This window comes from Bradyrhizobium sp. HKCCYLS3013, assembly GCF_051167615.1.
In the GTDB taxonomy this organism is placed as follows: Bacteria; Pseudomonadota; Alphaproteobacteria; order Rhizobiales; family Xanthobacteraceae; genus Bradyrhizobium.
Map to the genome: position 1 here is coordinate 378263 of NZ_JBNPTK010000004.1, position 21532 is coordinate 399794.

Consider the following 21532-nt stretch of genomic DNA (forward strand, 5'->3'; position numbering starts at 1 on the left):
TGAATGGTCAGCGCTGGTCCGGCACCCCGGTCTGCAGCGCCAGAGCATGCAGCACGTCACCCATCTGGCCGCGCAGCGATTGATAGACGAGCTGGTGCTGCTGCACGCGGGATTTGCCGCGGAACGATTCCGAGATCACCGTCGCGGCGTAGTGGTCGCCGTCGCCAGCGAGATCGCGAATCGTCACCTGGGCGTCAGGGATGGCAGACTTGATCATCTGCTCGATATCGTGGGCATCCATGGGCATCCCGGTGCATCTCCTTGTGTCGGGCCGGCGCCGCATCCCGTAGACGATGTAGCCCGCAGGGCCCGCGGCTTGGCTGCAGCTCCCATCAGTGGCCCGCCGAGCACGGCGAATCAAGGCATTCTCGCGGGACCGTGATATTGAAATCTAGCGCGAACCGCTTTCGAGGTCACGCGCGGAACCACTATATACCGGGATCAGACGAGATACGTCGGACTGGGTGACGCACCCAAAAGGCCGAATCGTGAGGACGACGACATGAAGCTTCCAGGACCGGATCATCCGATCACCGTCACCCCCAACCCGAAACGCGTACGGGTGATCGCCGACGGCGTCGTGATTGCCGACACCGCCCGTGCGTTGACGCTGAAGGAAGCGAGCTACCCCGCGGTTCAATACGTGCCGCGGGCCGACGCCAACATGGCGGCCTTGCAGAAGACTGATCGTGTCACCCATTGTCCGTACAAGGGGGATGCGAGCTATTTCAGCGTCGTCGCCAACGGCAAGACATTGGACAATGCGATCTGGAGCTACGAGGCGCCCTTCCCGGCGATGACCGAGATCTCGGGCCACCTGGCGTTCTATCCGGACAAGGTGCGGATCGAGGAGGTCGCAGCTGATTGAACCCGGTGACAGCCCGCCGCGCGGCGGGCGCGAGGCCATACCGGCGCGGCGGTCGTTTCGATCACTGACCTGATGGCGTGCTACACTCTGAAAATCGTAAGCCCGAGAATCAGGAGCACGAGGAAGATCACCAGGAAGATATAGAACAGGATCCGCGCAATGTCGGCGGAAGCTGCCGAGATGCCGGTGAAGCCGAGAATACCGGCCACCACCGAGATCACGAAGAACAGCAGCGCCCATTTGAGAAGTGTCACGGTATGGTCCTCCGGTTCTGCGCCGTGCCGGCGCGGCGCCTCACTAACGATGAGGCGGGGAACCGGTTCCTTCGGCCATCGGTCCCGGCGCCGAAGAAATGCGCAACCCACGACCGTCCCGGCCGTAACTTCATAGGTCGTCGGTTCGTAAGGATATCGGGAGCGGAAATCGGCATGTGTGAGAAACCGGCTTGCGGACCGCGGCACTTGCTGATTTGCAGCACCAAAGACGACATCTGGTAGTCCGGCGCCGTCATTCGCCCGCTTGCGGGCGACTCCAGCGAATGACGGTGCCATAGGTCACACGAGCTCATCCACTCATTCCGGCTCGCGCAGCCTTGGACGACGTTTGCATGACGCCCCGCGGCGAGGGGGATGCGAACGTCCCATCCGCTGCACGGGCCGGGCAGCAGCGACGCCGGGGGGCGTATGGTCATATCGGTTACACAATCGGCGGCGGCCGCGAAGATCGAGCTTCAGGCCCGCCCGCGCGCCCGGGCGCGCAACGCCGCGCTCGATCACGCCCGGACATTCCTGACGCTGGTGGTGCTGCTCCACCACGCCGTGATTCCCTATACCTATTTCGGGCACACCGATCCGACGTTCTTCCTCGGCTTCGATGCCATCGTGCTGGCCACCGACAGCTTCTTCATGGCCATGTTCTTCTTTCTGTCGGGCCTGTTCGTGTGGTCGGGCCTTGCTCACAAGTCGACGCTGCAGTTCCTGCGTGACCGGCTATTGCGCCTTGGCCTGCCGTTCGCCATCGCAGCCCTGACCGTCATTCCGCTTGCCTATTACGCGATCGAGCTGCGCGCCAATCCGGACGCCACCTTCGCTGCCTTCTGGTGGAAGACGGTCACGGTCGGTCCATGGCCGAGCGGGCCGATCTGGTTCATCTGGGTGCTGCTGGCGTTCGACACCTCGGCAGCCCTTTTGTACCGCGTCTCGCCACGCCTGCTGGATCCGATCAATCGGCTGTCGCAGCGCGCCTTCGAGCATCCGCGCGACTTCTTCTTTGCCTTCCTGCTGATCACAGGCGGACTCTACATCCCGTCCCGGCTCTATTTCGGCCCGACGTTCTGGTTTGAAGCCGGACCGCTCTCGGTGCAGGCCAGCCGCGTCCTGCTCTACGCCGCCTATTTCTACGTCGGGGCTGGCATCGGCTCGGCCAATGTCGAACGTGGCCTGCTGGCCGCAGAAGGGCAGATGTCGCAGCGCGGACTCGGGGCCTGGATCGTGGTCACGCTGGTGCCCTATGCGCTGCTCTGGGTGCTCATCACGATCAAGCGCCAGGTGCTGGGCAATCCCCCCGTGTTGCCGCAATGGTACGAGGCAGCCTATGGCTTCCTGTTCGTCATCTTCAGCGCCGCGATCCTGTTTGCGATCCTGTCCTATTTCCTCAACAACCGCCGCTCGGAATTCTCCGTGCTCGATCGCATGCAGGCCGACGCCTATGGCATGTTCCTGGTGCACTATCCGATCGTGCTGTGGATCCAGTACTGGCTGTTCGACTTCGGCCTGCCCGCCATCGCCAAGGCGACGATCGCCTTTGTCGGCAGCATGCTGCTGAGCTGGGGCGCGACCTGGGTGCTCAGGCAGATTCCGGGGGCGAAGAACGTGTTGTAGGACGGTCCTGCCTCCTCCGTCATTGCGAGGAGCGCAGCGACGACGCAATCCAACCTCCCGCCGGAGCTCTGGATTGCGTCGCTGCGCTCGCAATGAGCGCGTGGAAAGGCACCGCGCTGACAACGGACTCCGCTGTCGTTCTGCGAACGCAGGGACCCATAACCGCAAGATCTTGTTGTTGGCGCAGGTCAACGACCAGTCCCGCCGACTACTCCGTACACCGAGTGGGTCCCGGATCGGCGCCACGTCGGCGCGGTGCGCCGCCGTGGCTTGTCCGGGACGACAACGGTGTGTCAGGCAGCCGCCCCGCCCATATATTCTGGTAGCCAGCTCTCGAACCGGCTCTTCAGCGTATCCACTTCCACCGAGGCCTCGCCGGCGATCGCCAGCGCAGTGCCGCCTGTCGTGCCGATGCGCGTGCACGGCACGCCGGCGCCGCGCATCTTGGCGAGCACGCGGCCAGCCTCGGTCTCCGGCACCGTCACGAGATAGCGCGCCTGGTCCTCGCCGAACCAATAGGCATGTGGCACGATCGAGGCAGGCGCGGCCAGCAGCCGCGCGCCGATGCCGGAGGCCATCGCCATCTCGGCGAGCGCGACGAGCAGACCACCGTCGGCCAGATCATGCGCAGCCGTCGCCGTGCCCGCATGGATCATGCCGCGCACGACATCGCCGATGCGCTTCTCCGCGGCCAGGTCGACCGGCGGCGGAGCGCCCTCCTCGCGGCCGCAGACGTCGCGCAGGTAGACCGACTGGCCGAGCCAGCCATGGGTCTCGCCGATCAGCAGGATCGCCTCGCCCTCGGCCTTGAAGGCGATGCTCGCCGACTTGGTGAAATCATCGAGCAGGCCGACGCCGCCGATCGAGGGCGTCGGCAGGATCGCGCGGCCGTTGGTCTCGTTGTAGAGCGAGACGTTCCCGGAGACGACGGGGAAGTCGAGCGCGCGACAGGCCTCCGAAATGCCCTTCAGGCAGCCGACGAACTGGCCCATGATCTCGGGCCGTTCCGGGTTGCCGAAATTGAGATTGTCGGTGATCGCAAGCGGCCGGCCACCGACCGCGGTGATGTTGCGCCAGGCTTCGGCGACGGCCTGCTTGCCCCCCTCGAACGGGTCGGCCTCGCAATAGCGCGGCGTGACGTCGACGGTGAGCGCCAGCCCCTTCGGCCCGTCCTGCACGCGCACCACGGCGGCATCGCCGCCCGGGCGCTGCACGGTGTTGCCGAGGATCACATGGTCGTACTGCTCCCAGATCCAACGCTTGGAGCACAGATCGGGCGTTGCGACGAGCTTCTCCAACGCCGGGATGATGGCCAGGGGCGGCTTGACCTCGCGGGCGTGGATCACCGGCAGCGCCGATGAGGCCACGTGCGGGCGATCATACAGCGGCGCCTCGTCGCCGAGCTCCTTGATCGGCAGGTCGGCCATGACGTCGCCGCCATGCTTCACCACGAACCGCTTGCTCGGCGTGGTGTAGCCGACCACCGCGAAATCGAGCCCCCACTTGCGGAAGATCGCTTCCGCCTCCTTCTCCTTCTCGGGCTTCAGCACCATGAGCATGCGTTCCTGACTCTCGGAGAGCATCATCTCGTAGGCGCTCATGCCGATCTCGCGGGTCGGCACGGCATCGAGATCGAGATCGACGCCGAGGTCGCCCTTGGCGCCCATCTCGACCGCCGAGCAGGTCAGCCCGGCCGCGCCCATGTCCTGGATCGCGATCACGCAGTCGGCGGCCATGATCTCGAGGCACGCTTCGAGCAGCAGCTTCTCGGCGAAGGGATCCCCGACCTGCACCGTCGGGCGCTTCTCCTCCGAGGAGTCGTCGAATTCGGCCGAGGCCATCGAGGCGCCGTGGATGCCGTCGCGGCCGGTCTTGGAGCCGAGATAGACGATCGGCATGTTCACGCCGGAGGCGGCCGCATAGAAGATCTTGTCGGCGTCGGCGAGGCCGACCGCCATCGCGTTGACCAGGATGTTGCCGTCATAGCGGGTGTGGAAGCGGGTCTGGCCGCCGACCGTCGGAACGCCAAACGAGTTGCCATAGCCGCCGATGCCGGCCACCACCCCGGACACCAGATGCCGCGTCTTCGGATGCTCCGGCGCGCCGAACGACAGTGCGTTCAGGCAGGCGATCGGGCGTGCGCCCATGGTGAACACGTCGCGCAGGATGCCGCCGACGCCTGTCGTGGCACCCTGGTACGGCTCGATGTAGCTCGGATGATTGTGGCTCTCCATCTTGAACACGACCGCCTGGCCGTCGCCGATGTCGATCACGCCAGCATTCTCACCCGGGCCCTGGATCACCCAGGGCGCCTTGGTCGGCAGGCCCTTGAGATGGATGCGGGACGATTTGTACGAACAGTGCTCGTTCCACATCGCCGAGAAGATGCCGAGCTCGGTGAAGGTCGGGACCCGCCCGATCAGCTTCAGGATGCGCTCATATTCGTCGGGCTTCAGGCCGTGGGCGGCGACGAGCTCGGGGGTGATCTGCGGTTCATTGCGCATGGAGAAATGCCTTTGCCCCGTGGGCCGCTGGTCCCTTAAACCCTGCTTCATAGATACAGAGGCAGAAGCGGAAAAGGCCTTTTACGGCCCTATTCCGCCCTGTCCAGAGCTTTGGCCCGGACCCGCCAAGCGGGATATTTGCAGATTGGCGGCCAATCGGATTTAAGACGGTAAATCAACAGTTAAAGGCCCTGACACGTGCACGACCTGACCCGTTCCGCCTTCGAGAACCGTCCTGGCATCCACATCGCGACCGACGGCGAGTTCGCCGGCTGGCGGACCTGGATGCGCGACAGCTACGAATCCCATACCGGGCCGTTCTGGCACCGGATGGAGGACGACGGTTCGATCCGCTGCGCCTTCCGGGTCGAGAAGAAGCATTTGAACGGCGGCGGCAACGTCCATGGCGGCTGCCTGATGACCTTCGCGGATTACTGCCTGTTCGCCTTCGCCGCGCCGATCATGCAGGGCCCGGGCGTCACGGTCTCGTTTTCGTCCGAATTCCTCGACGCCGCGCGCGAGGGTGAATTGATCGAGGCCACCGGCGAGGTCACCCGCGCCGGCGCGTCGCTGATCTTCCTGCGCGGCATGCTGCATTCCGGCACCAAGCCGCTGTTCTCGTTCTCAGGGACCATCAAGCGCGTCAAGCGGCGGACGCCGGAGGCAGCGAACTCGCCGTAGCCTGATTTGATTTGTAGCCCGGATGAGCGCAGCGATATCCGGGATCTCACGCGCTCCCTCGGTGAACCCGGATGTCGCTGCGCTCATCCGGGCTACGGCCTCACCCCGCGAGCTGCTTCTCGGCCATCGATATCCACTCGGCCTGCGCCTTGCGCACATGGCGCGGGGCGCGCTTCATCTGGATCAGCAGCTCGGTGAATACGATCTTGGCCTCGTCGATGCGGCCGGCCAGCTTGAGCAGCAAGCCGTAGCGGACCTTCGCCTCGCTGCCCGGCGCGTAGTCCAGCAAGGCCTGGTACTCCTCCAGGGCCTCGTCGGTGCGGCCGGCTTCCTGCAAGGCGCGAGCATAGAGCAGATGCGCCTCGGCCGAATTGTAGTCCGGCCAGGTCTTCTGCAGCTCGTCGAGCGTCGCCAGCGCATCCGCGGGGCGGCGGCGCGCGAACTGCGCCTTGGCCTTGCCGAGCGCGAACAGCGGCTCGTGGCCCATCGGCAGGCTCAGGATGTGATCGTAATGCTGCTCGGCCTCGTCATAGCGACCGACGGCGACGCATTCCTCGGCGAGCGCGGCGCGGTTGGCAATCGTATCCGTCACGGCGACGCGATCCGACAACTCACGATAGTATTTCTCAGGGTCCAGCTTGTTGGCGACGCGCTTGCGCGCCTTCTGGACGTCGTGGCTGCCCAGCCATTCCGGCACCAGCTCGACGACGATGTAGGCGAGCGCGCCGATCAAGGGGACCAACAAGATGATGAACGCCCAAGGCTGCATCCGCCCGGTCCGCGACGCATGATAGATCAGCGAGATCTGAAGAAGTATAATGACGAGTGCAACCGGCACGGCGGTCCCCACGGCCAATCCCTACACGCCAACGTTGATAGCGTGGCCGCGCGCGGCCGACAATCCCGTCCGAGCCAGCTCAATTGACGATGCCGGTTTGACGCATGAGGACAACGGCCGGTTCAAGCAGCGGAGCAAGGCTCGTTCGATGGCCGTACGGAAGGCGATCCTGTCGCGAAGAAGGGCGGAAGCGCGTCGCGCCCCCGCCCTCGAGCCGCCGTCGTATCGCCACGCCGCTATTGCTGCTGGTCGATGACCTGCACCACCTTCTGATCGCGCGGGTCGACCAGCACGACCTGCTCGCCAATCGCCAGATACTGGTAGTTGGCGAGCTCCGGATTGCTGCGCGCGAGCTCATCGGGCACGCGTCGCAGGCTCAGACAGCTCGTTCCGGACGAGGTCGACGACGATGTCGTCGATCCGACGGTGCCGGTCTCGGTCGCGGCGCGGCGCAGGATCTGGCGCTGATCGTCGGACAGCACGATGCGGGTCGAGCTCACGCCGTAGCCGCCGCGCTCATAGCCGCGATCGGCGCGCATGCCGTTCTGGGGGATGACATCGACGATCTCGCGGCTGCGCGGATCGATGATGGCGATCTCGTCATGCACGACCGTGTATTCGTAGCCGCGATATTCCGGAACGATGGTGACGATGTCCGACGGCAGCGGACGCGGCCGCACGCGCTCGGGCAGGCGCTCGCCGACGTTGATGCGGATGTCGATGTCGGTGCGGGCACGGTCGAAGTCGTGATCACGCTTGAGCTGGTCGACCACGCGGGTCTTCTGTTGCGCGTTGACCGAAACCTGCGTGCTGGAGCGGGTGCCGTTGGTCTGGGTCTGGTTGCTGGCCTGCCCGGTCGCGTCCGGCTTGCCCGCAGCGGCGCCGGCCGGACCGGTCTGCTGGTTCTGCTGCGCGGTCGTGCTCTTGCTGTCCGTTGCACCCGGCTGATTGGCCTGCTTGCTGCGGCCGGTCTGCTTGTCGGCCGCCTGGTCCGACGTGCCGGCCTTGCGCTCGTCCTGGCTTTGCCGGCTCTTGTCGCTGCCGCTGCGCTCGGCCTCGCGGTCGGACTTGCGATCCGTGGCGCCCGACTTGGTTTCGGCGGCGCGATCCTCGCCCTTGCGCGGCTCGTCGGCGCGTCCCTGCTGTTGCTTCGACTCAGCCTTGCTCTTGCTGTCAGACTGCTTGTCGGCCTGCTTGCTGTCGGCCTGCGACTTGCTCTCGGCGCTGTCCTTGGCGTCGCGCTCGCGCTGTGCCGAGTCCGGCCCGCGCTCGCCCTTGCTCTGCTCCGCGCTCTGCTTCGCATCGTGCGCCGAGCGCTCCTGAGCCTGCTCGCGCGCGGCCGATGACGGCTCGCTGCGACCCTGCGCGCTCTGCTTCGCCTCCGACGCGCCGTGTTCCACGGCCGCGCCAGCGCTCTTGGCCTCGCTGCCGGGCCGGATCGCTTCGCGTGCGGTCGGGGCAGCGGCGCCACCCTCGCGCTTCATCTCGGACTGCGCCGATGCGGCACCTGATGCCGTGCCGATCGCCAGAATGATCGCGGCCGTTCCCAGCCAATGTTTCGTCGTCATATGAGAACCTCCTTGGTTCCTGTCCCGTGGAATCGGGCGGACAACGCAAACAGCCGCCCGGCGTTGCCGGACGGCGCGAGAAAAAACTACGGAACGATTTCGATGAACGGCGTCAGGCCGCGCGGTCGAGATGGGCGACGAGGCCGGCAAACAGGCCACGGCCGTCGGTGCAGCCCATGATGTCTTCGACGTGATTCTCGGGATGCGGCATCATGCCGAGCACATTCCCGTTCTCGTTGACGATGCCGGCGATCGAATGCGCAGCGCCGTTGATGTTGCTGAGGTCGCCAACCTCGCCATCGGCCGAGCAGTAACGATAGAGCACGCGCCCATCGCCATTGAGCCGCTTCAAGGTCTCCTCGTCGGCCGCATAATTGCCCTCGCCGTGAGCGACGGGCACGCGGATGACCTGTCCCGCATTGTAGCCGCGGGTGAACGGAGAATCGGAGCGCTCGACCCGCAGATGCACGTCCTTGCAGATGAATTTCAGCCTGTCGTTGCGCATCAGCACGCCCGGCAGCAGGCCGGACTCGCACAGGATCTGGAAGCCGTTGCAGACGCCGAGCACGAGGCCGCCCTTGGCGGCGTGATCGCGCACCGCATCCATGACCGGCGCCCGCGCCGCGATCGCGCCACAGCGTAAGTAATCGCCATAGGAGAAGCCGCCGGGGACGACGACGAGGTCGGTGCCCTTCGGCAGCGCCGTCTCGGCGTGCCAGACCATCGCCGGCTCATGGCCGGAGATCATGCGCAACGCGCGCGCCATGTCGCGCTCGCGATTGATGCCGGGGAAGACGAGGACGGCGGATTTCATGTCAGTGATTTTCGAATTCTGTTAGCGAGGTTTGGTACTCAAGAGCGGCATAGAGCTCTAAAAGATACTGATCAATCGCATCTTCAACTTCCAGATACTTTACGCCGAGCTCCGTAACGCGTCGGATCTGTCGGTCGAATTCTGCACGAAAGTCCGGATCCTGCATCAAGTACGTGCGCGACCCCTTGGCTTTGTACGTGGCCCTCAGATTGTTGGTCAGCCGGCGCGCTTCCTTAAAGGCGAATGTTGCGCTGTAGTGGCTTTTATCCCGGTGGCCCCGAATACGCTGTCGCAGCTTGCTTGTACGACCGACGTGAACGGGTTTTCCCAATTCGACGAACACATAGACCGCAGGAATCTCGGGGTAGATGGTCCCGACCAGCGGAAGAACGTTTCTGCGGTCAAGGTCGTCAAAGAGCTGTTGCACCCTACCGACCCTGTCCGCAAAAACCTGATTCATGCCCTACCCCAGCAATTCCACCCGGTAATTCTCGATCACCGTGTTGGCGAGCAGCTTGTCGGCGGCGGCCTTCAGGGCCGCCTCCGCCTGGGCCTTGTCGGCGCCGGCGAGCTCGATGTCGAACACCTTGCCCTGACGAACGGACGCGACGCCGTCGACGCCGAGCGATTTGAGGGCGCCCTCGATCGCCTTGCCCTGGGGATCGAGGATGCCGGTTTTCAGTGTCACCGTGACTCGCGCTTTCACGTCTTGCTTCCCTTTAGCTCTTGACCAGGACCGGGCCGGAGCCCGCCGGACGCTCGTTCTCCATGAGGATGCCGAGCCGCTTGGCGACCTCGGTATAGGCCTCCAGAAGGCCGCCAAGATCACGACGGAAGCGGTCCTTGTCGAGCTTCTCGTTCGACTTGATGTCCCACAGCCGGCAGGAATCGGGGGAAATCTCGTCGGCGACGATGATCCGCATCATCTCGTTCTCGAACAGCCGGCCGCACTCCATCTTGAAGTCGACCAGGCGGATGCCGATGCCGAGGAAGAGCCCGGTCAGGAAGTCGTTGACGCGGATGGCCAGCGCCATGATGTCGTCGATTTCCTGGGGCGTGGCCCAGCCGAACGCGGTGATGTGCTCCTCCGACACCATGGGGTCGTTGAGCTGGTCGTTCTTGTAATAGAATTCGATGATCGAACGCGGCAGCTGGGTGCCTTCCTCGATGCCGAGGCGCTGCGACAGCGAGCCCGCCGCCACGTTGCGCACGACGACCTCGAGCGGGACGATCTCGACCTCGCGAATCAACTGCTCGCGCATGTTGAGCCGGCGGATGAAGTGAGTCGGGACCCCGATGTCGTTGAGGTGCTGAAACAGGTACTCCGAGATCCGGTTGTTGAGGACGCCCTTGCCTTCGATCACCTGATGCTTCTTGGCATTGAAGGCGGTGGCGTCGTCCTTGAAGTGCTGGATCAGGGTGCCCGGCTCGGGGCCTTCGTACAGGACCTTGGCCTTGCCTTCATAAATGCGACGCCGACGGCTCATTGGGATGTACCGTGTTTTGTTGAAATCCATGAAATGGTGGGCTCCGGATGACTTTGGACAGGACCACGACGGAGCTGCCGCGAGGGCCCGGACGGACGGAAACAGAACAGGAACCGGGCCTGTGGGAAACCTATCTCATTGGTGTCCCGAGCACAATCGATCCAGACCTCGGGGGCGGAGTTTTACCGCCCTTCCCTGCGGCCTCGTACCCGTTGTATTGGCAAGATGTTCCAATTATTTAGGCGTGCGGCCACCGCCCCGCAACCGCCTGCGCGGTTAACCCTCTTCGGCAACACTGGAAGTTCCGACCATGACCACGTTCGACAAGCGCGAGGACGCCTTCGAGAAGCAATTCGCCCATGACGAGGAATTGAAGTTCAAGGCAGAAGCCCGCCGCAACAAGCTGCTCGGCCTGTGGGCCGCCGAAAAGCTCGGCAAGTCCGGCGCTGACGCCGACGCCTACGCCAAGGAGGTCGTCGCGGCCGATTTCGAGGAAGCGGGCGATGCCGACGTGCTGCGCAAGGTGCTGGGAGACCTCAACGCCAAGGGCGCCGCCGTCACCGAGGCGGACGTGCGCGCGAAGATGAGCGAGCTGCTGTCGACCGCCGTGGCGCAGGTCAAGGCGGGACAATAACGGGCGAGTTGCGAATGGCGAGTAGCGAATAGGGCAAGAAGATCCCTATTCGCCACTCCCTATTCGCTTATTCTTCCTTGAATCCGTACTCCGGCACGTTGCCACTGGCGCCGTAATATTTGTACGGCAGGAACTTGCCCGACATCGTGATCTTGACGCGGTCGCCCTTGGCATTGGGCAGGCGCTCCATCACCATGTCGAAATCGATCGCCGACATGATGCCGTCGCCGAACTCCTCCTGGATCAGCTCCTTCCAGGCCGGGCCGTTGATCATCACCAGCTCGTAGAAGCGATAGATCAGGGGATCGGTCGGCGGCATCTGCACGCCCTCGCCGCGCATCGGCGTCTCGTTCAGCATCGCGATCTCGGACTTCGACAGGCCGAACAGCTCGCCCGCATTGGCGGCCTGCGGCTTGGTCAGCTTCATCTGGCCGAGAATGGCGCCGACGATCAGCACCTCGGAATAGCCACCGATCGTCTCGCAGATGTACTTCCAGCTCCAGCCCTTCTCGCGCTTGATGTCGAGCAGCTTCTCGGTGAGGTCGGATCGCTTCATGCTTGGTCTCCCTTGATGGATCTTCGTTGATGGGTTTCTTCCGAGCCTCAGCGGGCGACCGCCAGCGGCGTATCGCTCTCGACCGGCTTGGACGCTACGATCGCCGGCTCGGTGCGCCCGATCTTCACCACCGGCACCTTGCGCGGGTCGTGATCCGGCGTCTCGGCAGTGAAGGTCCTGCTGCGGCTAACCAGGAAATCGATGATGTGATTGCGTAGCGCGTAGTACAGCGGATGACGATGCAGGTCGCCGCGCAGCCGGTCCTTCGGCAGCGGGTTCTCGACGATCTCCGCCAGCACCGCGCCGGGACCGTTGGTCATCAGCACGATCTTGTCGGCGAGATAGATCGCTTCGTCCACGTCGTGGGTGATCATGAACACGGTCTGCCCGGTCTCGACGCAGATGCGGCGGACCTCGTCCTGCAGGGTGCCGCGCGTCAGTGCGTCCAGTGCCGAGAACGGCTCGTCCATCAGCATGATCTTCGGCGTGATCGACAGCGCCCGGGCAATCCCGACGCGCTGCTTCATGCCGCCGGACAGCTCCGAGGGACGCTTGTGCTCGGAGCCGGCAAGCCCGACCAGCTCGATATATTTCAGCGCATGCGCCTTGACCTTGGCGCGATCCCATTTGCGCCATTTCGACGAGACGGCATAGGTGACATTGCCGAGCACCGTCCGCCATGGCAGCAACGCATGACTCTGGAAGATAACCGCGCGGTCGAGGCTCGGGCCTTCGATGGCCTGGCCGTCGACGATGACGGCGCCTTCGCTCGGTGCGTCGAGGCCGGCAAGAACATTCAGCACCGTGGTCTTGCCGCAGCCGGAATGCCCGATCACGCAGACGAACTCGCCGCGCGCCATCGCGAGCCACAGGTTCTCGAAGATCGTCGTGCTCCGCGCCCCGTCGTAGCGCTTGGCGATGCCCTCGATGGAGATGAACTTGTCTGAGGTCATCGAGCAGACTCCGCGAGGACGGTGCGCTCCCTCTCCCCGTTCTTCACGGGGAGAGGGTTGGGGTGAGGGGCAGCCGCACGAAAGGTGCCTATGGAAAGAGATGATTCGGGGCACACGCGCCGGGAGTGTCCGTGGATGGACCTGTACCCCCTCACCCGGATTGCATCTACGATGCAATCCGACCTCTCCCCGCAAGCGGGGAGAGGTAAGACGGCCGCTCTGCTTGGGATCACGACCGTCATCCCCCTACTCCGGAAACGTCACAAGCCGCGCGACACGGGCCAGGATCTGATCGAGCATCATGCCGACCAGACCGATCATCAGGATCGCAATGATCACGTTGGTGATCGAGAGGTTGTTCCACTCGTTCCAGACGAAGTAGCCGATGCCGGTGCCGCCGACGAGCATCTCGGCGGCGACGATGACGAGCCAGGCGATGCCGATCGATATCCGCATGCCGGTGAGGATCGTCGGCGCCGCCGCCGGCAGGATGACCGTGAAGGCGCGGCGGAAATTCCCGACCTCGAGCGTGCGGGCGACGTTGATCCATTCCTTGCGCACGCCGGCGACGCCGAAGGCGGTGTTGATGAGCATCGGCCACACCGAGCAGATGAAGATCACGAAGATCGCCGACAGGCTGGAATCCTTGATCGTGTAGAGCGCCAGCGGCATCCAGGCGAGCGGCGAGATGGGCTTGAGAATCTGGATGAACGGATCGAGCGCCTTGCTCATCAACGGCGACATACCGATCAGGAAGCCGAGCGGGATCGCGACCGCGACCGCGATCAGGTAGCCGAGCATGACCCGCCCCAGCGAGAAGGCGAGCTGGATGCCGAGCCCCTTGTCGTTCGGGCCATTGTCGTAGAACGGCCGCCGGAGATGCTCCCACAGCTTGGCGCCGACATCGAGCGGCCCGGGCATCGCCGACTTGCCCTGGGTGGCCGTCATGCCCATCAGCTTGGCGTATTCCGGGCTCATGTTGGCAGCCGTGCCAGTGCTGCGCGTGGCGATGTGCCAGGCGCCGAGGAAGACGGCGAGCAGCACGATTGAGACGACGGCGGCGCGCAGACGAAGTGAGGCGGTCATGCCGTCGCTCCACCACCGGCGTCATCCCTGCGAACGCAGGGACCCATAACCACCGAAATCAATGGATGGATAAGATTGTCGCGACCAGCCCTGCCACAAGCCAGGTTACGGCGTATGGGTCCCCGCGTTCGCGGGGACGACACCGGTGGTGTGGCCGGCAGCGTGCCCATCGCTCCCATCACGACGCCTTCTTGATCTTGAAGCTGGCAACGTAGTCGTCCGGCTTGGTCGGATCGAACGGCTTGCCCATCACCGAGAACGATTTGTAGGAGTCCTTCGGCGGCGAGAGCCCCATGTCGGTCATGACCTTGCGGGTGTCGGTGGCGAGATAGATCTGCTCGGCGACCGCCTTGTAGTCGACGTCGCCCTTGATCTGGCCCCAGCGCTTCATCTGGGTCAGCATCCACACCGCGAACGACTGCCACGGGAACGGATCGAAATCGACGCGCTTCGGATCGGTCTTCACGCCGCCGAGGCCGTCGGCATAGGTGCCGGTGAGGACCTGCTCCATGACCGTCACCGGCGCATTGATGTAATTCGCCGGAGCGATCGCCTCCGCGATCTGCTTGCGGTTCTCGGCCTTCGACGCGTACGCGGTGGCATCGACGATGGCGCGGGTGAGCGCCGCGAAGCTGTTCGGCGCCGTCGTGATGAACTCGCGGCTCGCCGCGAAGCTGCAGCAGGGGTGACCGTCCCAGATCTCCTTCGACAGCACGTACAGGAAGCCGACGCCGTCGAAGATCGCCCGCTGGCAGATGTTGTCAGGCGCGAGAAAACCGTCGATGTTGTCGGCGCGCAGGTTCGCGACCATCTCCGGCGGCGGCACCGAGCGCAGCTGCACGTCGGTGTCGGGATCGATGCCGTGCTCGGCGAGATAGTAACGCAGCAGATAATTGTGCATCGAATAGTCGAACGGAATGGCGAACTTCATGCCCTTCCAGTCCTTCGGGTCACGCTTGTCCTTGTGCTTCATCGCCAGCACGATGCCCTGCCCGTTGATGTTCTCGATCGCGGGCACGGTGAACGGGATCGGCTGTGCACCGAGGCCGAGCGAGATCGCGATCGGCATCGGCGCCAGCATGTGCGAGGCGTCGTATTCCTTGTTGATGGTCTTGTCGCGGATCACGGCCCAGCCGGCGGTCTTGACGACCTCGACGTTCAGCCCGGCCTTGGCATAGAAGCCGAGCGGCGCTGCCATGATGATCGGCGTGGCGCAGGTGATCGGGATGAAGCCGACCTTGAGATCCTTCTTCTCCGGCGCGCCCGCTTCGGCGAAAGCTTCAGTCGCCGTCTTCAGCGGAAAGAATTGCGAGACGGCAGCGAGCGCGGTGGCGGCGCCGACCGACTTCAGGAACGCGCGGCGGGTGGCAGCTTGCGGCAACACCGCGCGCAGCACGGCGGACGCGACCACGTTCTCGTAGCGCTTCTCGGTGGACTCCGCCACGGGCTCGCAGCGCAGCGCCAGCATGGCGTGCTCATGTTCGGCCGGGCTGCGATGCTGGCCGCAGATACAACCGGCATTCACGCGTGAATCGGCATCGAACGGATCATCGAAAATCGACATGTGCTGCGCCCCTTTGTCACACCTGCGCTATCAGCGCCTTCGAACTGCTCATCCGGCCGCGTTTTTCAGCGGCCGGACGTGCTCAACATGCAGCTTCTATGCCGCCTTGCTGGTCATCGCCGGCATCGGAAGACCTTCCTCGATCGGCAGCGACGGATCGCGCGACCACTCGTTCCACGAGCCGAAGTACATCCGCACATCCTTCACGCCGGCGTTCTTCAGCGCCAGGAAGGTGTTCGAGGCCCGCGCGCCCTTGAAGCAGTAGAGATACACCGGCGTGTCGACCGTGATGCCGACGGTGGCGCATTCGGCGAGGATCTCGTCCTTCGACTTGAAGCGCGGCCCCTCTCCGGTCGGCTTCATCATGCGGTACCATTCGAGCCAGACGGCGCCGGGGATGCGGCCCTTGCGCGGACAGAAATCCTTGCCGTAGGGCGAGGAGGAATCACCGATCCATTCGTCGACATCGCGGACGTCGAGGATCGCGATCGCGGGATTGCCGACGGCGGCCAGCATCGCCTTGGCGTCGATCAGGATGCTCCCCGCCTCCGGAACGATGCTGAACGATGCCTTCGCCGGCGACGGCACGTCGGTCGTCACGGGCATGCCGGCGGCGACCCAGGCGTCGTAGCCGCCATGCAGCACCTTGATCTTGGGATAGCCGAGCATCGTGAGCAGGAAATAGCCGCGGCACGACTGGCCGAAGCCGGAGTTCATCGACTGCTCGTAGACCACGGCGGTCTCCGCACCCGACAGGCCGGCGGCGCCGAACGCATCGGCAAACTTCGTCTTCAGCTCCGTGATGCCTTCCGGCGTGGAGGTCGCGAGATAGGTGAAGATCTCGTGGACGTTGACCGCGCCGGGAAGATGTCCCGCGGCATAGGCATCGGGATTGCGGGTGTCGATCACGACACACGGCTCGGTCTTGATGAACTCGGCGAGTTCACCGGCAGTAATCAGAACGTCCGTCATGGCAGGCCTCTCCTGGTGGGATTTGTTGGTTGCCGTTCTCGCCGGCGTCAGCCGTCGGCGAGCATCTTGCGGAGCTGCTTGGTCGCGGGGGTCACGATCGCGACGAAATAGGCCTCGCGCAGGCGACGTTCGGCGCGATTGCCCTTGAGGTAGCCGCGGGCTCCGCAATGGAGCATCGCGGCATGAGCCGCAGCGACGCTGGCCTCGCCGGCCCGCAGGCGCAGCGCGACGACCTTGCGCCAGTAGGTCTCGTCGGTGTTGAACGGATCGCTGGCGAGGATGGCGGTCTCCCGTGCGAGCTCGTCGGCGAGCGCGCTGAAGTCGACCGGCTGTTGCGGCAGATAACGGTTGACGTGGCCGAGCGGCGCCTCGACCTCCTGCATGATCTTGATGCAGTCCTTGATCAGGCCGAGCGCCATGCCGGCCTGCAGCAGGATGAATCCGGCGCGGATCTTCTTGACGAAGGGACCGGCGGGGTCGGCCAGGATCAGTTCGTCCGGAACGAACAGGTCGCGGAACTGAATGCCGTAGGTGCCGGTGCCGTCCATCGCCAGGAACGGCTGGCAGGGCTGCAGGGTCACCGCCGGATCGGCACAGTCGGCGATGAACATCACGATCTCGCCGGGCGCGTCCTCACGCTCGAAGATGGTACCGAACATGTGGTCCGGCCCGAGGTTGGAGACCCAGGGCAGCACGCCGCGCACGACGTAGCCGCCCTCGACCTTGCGGCCCTTCAACTTGAGCTTCTCGATGCCGAAGAAGCTCTTCATCGGGTTCGAGAGCCCGGTGCCACCGAGCAACCGGCCGCTCGCGGCGTCGTCGAGAAGACGGTCGACTAGCGCCTTGTTGGGTGAGTTGGCGATGTACCAGACCAGCGTGTTCTGGCACCACGCCATGAAGGCAGAGGCGCCGCAGACCTCGCCGATCGCGCCGATGGCGTCGATCGCGCAGTTGAGATCCGCCGCGCCATTGTCCGGCACGTGGCTGCTCCACGCGCCGACCTCGCCGAAGCGGCGGAGCACGTCGGCCGGGTACACCGTCCCGGCGTCGATGCCAGAGGCCAGCGGCGCGAGCTCCTTGCGCGCGATCGCCGTGACCTGCTCCACGGTCGACGGCACGGGCATCACGCCCGCACCGTCGACTGCCAGATGCTGTCCGAGTGAACCCATGACGTCCTCCGCTACTCGCAGGCCCTCGGCCGATCAGATTCCGACTTCGAGATTGACCGGGCGGGTAAACGTGTTGGCAACCGGCGACCACTTCTTGACGTGATCGATCAGCGCCTTGACCTCCTCCTGCGGAATGCCCTCGCACTCCATGTCGACCTTGACGCGGACGTCGGTGAAGCCGACCGGCTTCTCGCTGACGTCGCCGGTGCCCCAGACTGCGGTGATGTTGAGATCGCCCTCGAGCTCCAGCTCGAGCTTGTTGACGATCCAGCCGCGATGCACCGCATTGGCGTGCAGGCCGACGGCCAGGCACGAGCCGAGCGCAGCGAGCGAGGCTTCCGACGGATTGGGCGCGGTGTCGTCACCGAGCAGCCCCGGCGGCTCGTCGACGATGTACGGCGCGAGGTTGCGGATGTAGTTGGCGTGGCGGAACTTGCCCTCGGCGACGGTCTTGCACTTCAGGGTCTTGATGACCTTGGGGTTGGCCTTGCCGTTGACGATGAGCTGCTCGAGCCCACCTCTGTCGATGGGCGCGAGGCAGCCCGTCAGCGCCGTCTTCTGAACCACAGCGGTCATCTCATTTCTCTCCCTGGGATGAGGATACCGAACGGTCTGTATCCTGCACGAAGCGTGCCAGGGAGGCCGAAAATCAAAAGCCGGAGTGATCCTCGCGGCTTACGCGATCATCGCGGCAAGCGGCGACCCGCTGCGTCCCCTCCGCTGCCCAAGCGCGGTGCAGAATGCCGCCCTCGGAGATCAAATTGCGCGCAACGCTGCCTCGCGCACGTCAGCGGTCTTGCTGACTCACGCGCACAGCGATTAAGCTTGCAGGCATGGCAAAGTCAGTTGCGGGCAAACAAACCGGCAAGAAGCAGGCGATCGCGAGGACGATCGCGGCCGGCGATGACGAATCCGCGCGCGGCCGTCTGCTCGGCGCCGCCACGCGGCTGTTCTGCAAGAACGGAATCAATGCCACCGGCATCGATGCGATCATCAGCGAGGCCGGCACCGCGAAGACCACGCTCTACAAGCTGTTCGGATCGAAGACCGCGCTGGTCACCGCCGTGCTCGAAAGCGAAGGCAAGCAGTGGCGCGAATGGTTCATCGCGGAAATGGAGAGCGGCGGCGGTGACGCCGAGACCAAGCTGGCACGCATCTTTCCGGCGCTAAAGAGCTGGTTCGGCGAGGAGCGCTTCTACGGTTGCCCCTTCATCAATGCGGTCGGCGAGCACGACAAGGATCAGAAGCAGTTTCGCACCATCGCGATGCGCCACAAGAAGGTGGTGCTGGCGCATATCGAGAGGCTCGCCCGCGAGATGGGCGCCGCCGAGCCGGAGAGCTTCTCGCATCAGCTCGCATTGCTGATCGACGGCGCGATCGTGGCGGCAATGGTGTCACGCAATCCCGAGGTCGCGGACACGGCCGGCCTGGCCGCGAAGGCGCTGATCGAGCCGGCGAAGCTGAAGGCGGCACAGCGCAACAGCAAGGCAAACCCGCAGCTCGCGACGGCGTGAGCCGCCCTGCTCCGCGACCGAGCGTCTGGATTAGCGGAAATACTCCGTCACCAGCTTCAGGTCGGCCCGGTCTGCGCACGCGCCGTTGAGGCTGGCATCGATGACGCGGCGGCAGGCCGCGACCGCAGCCTCATCACCGAGCTCGTTGGCCGCTTCGAGTACATGCCAGGCCGCATCGGCCGCCGCGCGGTCCGCAGGCGTCTCGCGATGGCCGATCCGCTGCTCTCTGCGAAGAGGGAGTTCCGTGCCGTTCATCCGCGATCACCTCCGTCCGTCGCTGCAGGTTCAATACGCCGCCGCGCGCGGCGTGGACGCCTTGCCGCCTTTGCCCGGATTCTTGCGGGACTGATAGAATTCGAGCACGCTGCGCGACGTCTGCGACTGGAGCTTGGCATAGTCACGCTCCAGCTCCTGCAATTCACCGGCCGTGATGCGATGTTCGCGGGCACCGAGGAAGGCGAGCGCCATCATCGTATCCCAGGTGAAGCCGAGCGCCTTGGCGAGCATCAGCAGCATCTCTCGGTTACGGTCGAACAAGGCGCGCTCGACGACGTCGACCGGCAGTCCCGACAGCAGCGCGAGGCCGATCGTCACCTCCTCGACCTTGTGCGCCGTCGCATAGCTGGCGATGGTGCTCTCGTGCAGATTGCCGAGGCGGTGCTGGATCGTCACGGTGCGCTTGGCGACGAAGTAGTTGCGCGAGCCGGGTCCGAACTTCGACTGGAGGTCGCCGGCGATGTTGGCGACCGAGCTGTTGATCTCGCCGAGCAGTTCAGGGCGCTCGCCGGCCAGCCGCTTGCCGACATCGTCCGAGGCCTTGGCGATGAGCTGCTGGAACAGATGGCGCGGGATGTCGAGCCGACGGCCGAGATGCTCGGCGAGGATCGAGTCGTTCTCGGCGCGCTTGACCATGTGCAGGAATCCGGCGCCGGAGAACTGGGCGCCCTGGTTGCGCGCCACCGCCGTGGCGACGGCGCGGTTGCCGCGCGTCGCCAGCACATCGGTCACCGCCGGGCTCAGCGTTCGGCGTTCGGCGATCGCGAGCAGATGGTCCTGGCTCTTGGTGCTGGCGTTCTCGACCAGCGTGGCGTCATCGAGCCGCTCGGATTCGCGCAGCACCGGGCCGGCGACCCAGATCTCGTCGTCGAAGGCGAGCTTGCGGATGACGCTGGCCGGTGAATATTCGATCCTGGCGAGGCGATCGGCGAGTTTGGCGCGCGCTTCGACCTCGATCTCGTCAGCCAGCCGGCCGATGACCTCGCCGAAGGTGGCGATCTCCTCCTCGCAGTACCGTCCCGCGATCAGCAGGTCGGTCGCATGCCACAGCGCGCGCTCCCGGCTGTCGGCGGTCCCCCGCGCGATCGCATCCTCAAGGTCCCGCAACACCGATCTGGTTTCGTTCATGATGAAAGGCCGCACCGCTGCAACAATGGAAGGGCAATGCGCAGATCATACCGTTCGAACCCGAGCGTTCCGTAACCCGCCGCGTGCGGATTTGACCGGGCATTTTCACTCAAATGCGCGCGTGCGCGTTAAGCATGCGCGCACGCGCATGCTGTCTACGGCATGACGTGGAGCGCGCGCGCCTCGGCCTCGGCGACCGACCGTTCGCGCGACGTCCACCGGCACTCGGCGAGAGCCCGGTCGATCAGCTGCATGGCGTCGCCCTCGCGACCCTGGTGGAGCATCAACTCGCCGGCGAAGAAGCTCGCCTCGCAGCGCCGTGCCTGGCGCGTGGCGGGAGCACCGCGGTCCGCCGCCGCAAGCACGGCCTCTGGCGTTTCCTGGCCGAGAAACAGGCGGACGATCGGCGCCGGCCATTTGCCCATGTCGAGCCGCTTGGCGTGGTCGGCAAGCTCGCTCGCGAGCCCGGCACGGCGGCGCGCCAGGTCCAGCCACAAGGCCGCATCGGCATTGTTGGGATCGATCTCGCTGAGCCATCGGAAGTCGTCCTGCGACTGCTCCAGGAGACCCGCCTGGAAGCTTGCGATCCCCAGCGCGCGATAGGCTTGCGCGCGGTAGCCATTGCGACCGAACGCCCGCCCGAAACCCGACCCCGGCTGCGGCTCGCTCTCGCGCAGATCGGGGCCGGCGCGATCGAATGCGGCAAGAAGACCGGCCGAGGACTGCTCGATGACGATCTTGTAGTCGTCGATCGCATGCTCGACATCTCCCTTGCGGAAATAGGCGCCGGCGCGTGCGAAACGGGCTTCGATCACCTGCGGCGTCGCCGGCTTGCCGTGCTTGATCACGACAGTGCAGCCGGCGATGCGCTCGTCGGCGCCGAGATCGGCCGCGGTCGTACACCGCTTCGGTGCCGCCGCCTCGGCGCTCGCCGACAAGCCGAAGATCGAACCGATGATCAACGCACCACTCAAAAACGAGCGCCATCGTCGCGTAGCCATGAATGCCCCCTTAGGTCTTGCTCTTTGTGCTGCGATCTA

At 64.9% G+C, this 21532-nt stretch carries 24 protein-coding genes; 5 read left to right on the forward strand and 19 right to left on the reverse strand.

The genetic code is table 11. The annotated features are described in order from the left end of the window. Positions 1-7: 7 nt before the first annotated feature. A complete protein-coding gene (locus tag ACQR1F_RS10755; RefSeq protein WP_315714834.1) occupies positions 8-247 on the reverse strand; it encodes a BolA family protein in 240 nt (79 codons plus the stop codon). 255 nt (positions 248-502) lie between these two features. Here ACQR1F_RS10755 and ACQR1F_RS10760 point away from each other — a divergent pair, with 255 nt between their 5' ends. Further along, entirely contained in the window at positions 503-868 is a 366-nt protein-coding gene (locus ACQR1F_RS10760) for a DUF427 domain-containing protein (protein WP_316238806.1), read from the forward strand. Between the two features lie 80 nt (positions 869-948). Here the strand turns inward: ACQR1F_RS10760 and ACQR1F_RS10765 are convergent, their stop codons facing one another. Next, positions 949-1122 (reverse strand): DUF1328 domain-containing protein, encoded by a 174-nt coding sequence (locus ACQR1F_RS10765; protein ID WP_009031962.1) that lies wholly within the window; start codon positions 1120-1122, stop codon positions 949-951. 429 nt (positions 1123-1551) lie between these two features. On the opposite strand from ACQR1F_RS10765, the gene ACQR1F_RS10770 reads away from it, so the two are divergent. Next, complete coding sequence (locus ACQR1F_RS10770) at positions 1552-2748, forward strand: acyltransferase family protein (protein ID WP_316183080.1); 1197 nt, start codon at positions 1552-1554, stop codon at positions 2746-2748. Positions 2749-3041: 293 nt separating this feature from the next. On the opposite strand, the gene purL is transcribed toward ACQR1F_RS10770, so the two are convergent. Then, positions 3042-5252: a phosphoribosylformylglycinamidine synthase subunit PurL gene (gene purL / locus ACQR1F_RS10775; RefSeq protein WP_434846387.1), complete on the reverse strand. Its 2211-nt coding sequence runs from the start codon at positions 5250-5252 to the stop codon at positions 3042-3044. Between the two features lie 198 nt (positions 5253-5450). Between purL and ACQR1F_RS10780 the strand changes: the two genes are divergently transcribed. Next, positions 5451-5933: a PaaI family thioesterase gene (locus tag ACQR1F_RS10780; RefSeq protein WP_315801205.1), complete on the forward strand. Its 483-nt coding sequence runs from the start codon at positions 5451-5453 to the stop codon at positions 5931-5933. Positions 5934-6033: 100 nt separating this feature from the next. On the opposite strand, the gene ACQR1F_RS10785 is transcribed toward ACQR1F_RS10780, so the two are convergent. The 6 genes from ACQR1F_RS10785 to purC form a co-directional block, all read right to left on the reverse strand. Then, positions 6034-6771 (reverse strand): tetratricopeptide repeat protein, encoded by a 738-nt coding sequence (locus tag ACQR1F_RS10785; RefSeq protein ID WP_434912995.1) that lies wholly within the window; start codon positions 6769-6771, stop codon positions 6034-6036. 236 nt (positions 6772-7007) lie between these two features. Next, entirely contained in the window at positions 7008-8339 is a 1332-nt protein-coding gene (locus ACQR1F_RS10790; protein ID WP_434912996.1) for a DUF1236 domain-containing protein, read from the reverse strand. A 112-nt stretch (positions 8340-8451) separates the two neighbouring features. Then, positions 8452-9153, reverse strand: a complete 702-nt coding sequence (gene purQ, locus ACQR1F_RS10795) for a phosphoribosylformylglycinamidine synthase subunit PurQ (protein WP_172131014.1) — start codon at positions 9151-9153, stop codon at positions 8452-8454. A 1-nt stretch (position 9154) separates the two neighbouring features. After that, the gene (locus tag ACQR1F_RS10800) at positions 9155-9613 is read right to left on the reverse strand and encodes a hypothetical protein (protein WP_434846391.1); all 459 of its coding nucleotides are present in this window, start codon (positions 9611-9613) and stop codon (positions 9155-9157) included. Positions 9614-9616: 3 nt separating this feature from the next. After that, positions 9617-9859 (reverse strand): phosphoribosylformylglycinamidine synthase subunit PurS, encoded by a 243-nt coding sequence (purS, locus tag ACQR1F_RS10805; RefSeq protein WP_006614499.1) that lies wholly within the window; start codon positions 9857-9859, stop codon positions 9617-9619. A gap of 13 nt (positions 9860-9872) precedes the next feature. Beyond that, on the reverse strand, positions 9873-10640 hold the full coding sequence (gene purC, locus ACQR1F_RS10810) for a phosphoribosylaminoimidazolesuccinocarboxamide synthase (RefSeq protein ID WP_008974302.1): 768 nt from the start codon (positions 10638-10640) through the stop codon (positions 9873-9875). 310 nt (positions 10641-10950) lie between these two features. On the opposite strand from purC, the gene ACQR1F_RS10815 reads away from it, so the two are divergent. Further along, positions 10951-11274, forward strand: a complete 324-nt coding sequence (locus ACQR1F_RS10815) for a DUF1476 domain-containing protein (RefSeq protein WP_316183078.1) — start codon at positions 10951-10953, stop codon at positions 11272-11274. A gap of 67 nt (positions 11275-11341) precedes the next feature. On the opposite strand, the gene cynS is transcribed toward ACQR1F_RS10815, so the two are convergent. The 7 genes from cynS to ACQR1F_RS10850 all read right to left on the reverse strand — a co-directional run bounded on the left by cynS (position 11342) and on the right by ACQR1F_RS10850 (position 18150). After that, entirely contained in the window at positions 11342-11830 is a 489-nt protein-coding gene (gene cynS, locus ACQR1F_RS10820) for a cyanase (RefSeq protein WP_315779742.1), read from the reverse strand. A 47-nt stretch (positions 11831-11877) separates the two neighbouring features. Next, positions 11878-12783, reverse strand: coding sequence for an ABC transporter ATP-binding protein (locus tag ACQR1F_RS10825; RefSeq protein ID WP_316215928.1), 906 nt, complete (start codon positions 12781-12783; stop codon positions 11878-11880). Positions 12784-13029: 246 nt separating this feature from the next. Beyond that, entirely contained in the window at positions 13030-13869 is an 840-nt protein-coding gene (ntrB, locus tag ACQR1F_RS10830; protein WP_316183076.1) for a nitrate ABC transporter permease, read from the reverse strand. A gap of 178 nt (positions 13870-14047) precedes the next feature. Further along, positions 14048-15433 (reverse strand): CmpA/NrtA family ABC transporter substrate-binding protein, encoded by a 1386-nt coding sequence (locus ACQR1F_RS10835; protein WP_434912997.1) that lies wholly within the window; start codon positions 15431-15433, stop codon positions 14048-14050. Positions 15434-15529: 96 nt separating this feature from the next. Then, positions 15530-16405 carry a sulfurtransferase gene (locus ACQR1F_RS10840; protein ID WP_434880736.1) on the reverse strand — a complete coding sequence of 292 codons (876 nt, stop codon included), beginning with the start codon at positions 16403-16405 and terminating at the stop codon, positions 15530-15532. Positions 16406-16452: 47 nt separating this feature from the next. Beyond that, positions 16453-17574, reverse strand: coding sequence for an acyl-CoA dehydrogenase family protein (locus tag ACQR1F_RS10845; protein ID WP_434840338.1), 1122 nt, complete (start codon positions 17572-17574; stop codon positions 16453-16455). Between the two features lie 33 nt (positions 17575-17607). Then, positions 17608-18150: an OsmC family protein gene (locus ACQR1F_RS10850; RefSeq protein ID WP_315801216.1), complete on the reverse strand. Its 543-nt coding sequence runs from the start codon at positions 18148-18150 to the stop codon at positions 17608-17610. 257 nt (positions 18151-18407) lie between these two features. Between ACQR1F_RS10850 and ACQR1F_RS10855 the strand changes: the two genes are divergently transcribed. Then, a complete protein-coding gene (locus ACQR1F_RS10855; RefSeq protein WP_315801217.1) occupies positions 18408-19088 on the forward strand; it encodes a TetR/AcrR family transcriptional regulator in 681 nt (226 codons plus the stop codon). 30 nt (positions 19089-19118) lie between these two features. Here ACQR1F_RS10855 and ACQR1F_RS10860 read toward each other — a convergent pair whose 3' ends face one another. From ACQR1F_RS10860 to ACQR1F_RS10870, 3 genes are all read right to left on the reverse strand, one after another. Then, on the reverse strand, positions 19119-19343 hold the full coding sequence (locus ACQR1F_RS10860; RefSeq protein ID WP_434912998.1) for a hypothetical protein: 225 nt from the start codon (positions 19341-19343) through the stop codon (positions 19119-19121). A 30-nt stretch (positions 19344-19373) separates the two neighbouring features. Then, positions 19374-20492 carry a DUF2336 domain-containing protein gene (locus ACQR1F_RS10865; protein WP_316183072.1) on the reverse strand — a complete coding sequence of 373 codons (1119 nt, stop codon included), beginning with the start codon at positions 20490-20492 and terminating at the stop codon, positions 19374-19376. A 155-nt stretch (positions 20493-20647) separates the two neighbouring features. Continuing rightward, a complete protein-coding gene (locus ACQR1F_RS10870) occupies positions 20648-21493 on the reverse strand; it encodes a hypothetical protein (RefSeq protein WP_434890952.1) in 846 nt (281 codons plus the stop codon). Positions 21494-21532: the final 39 nt, after the last annotated feature.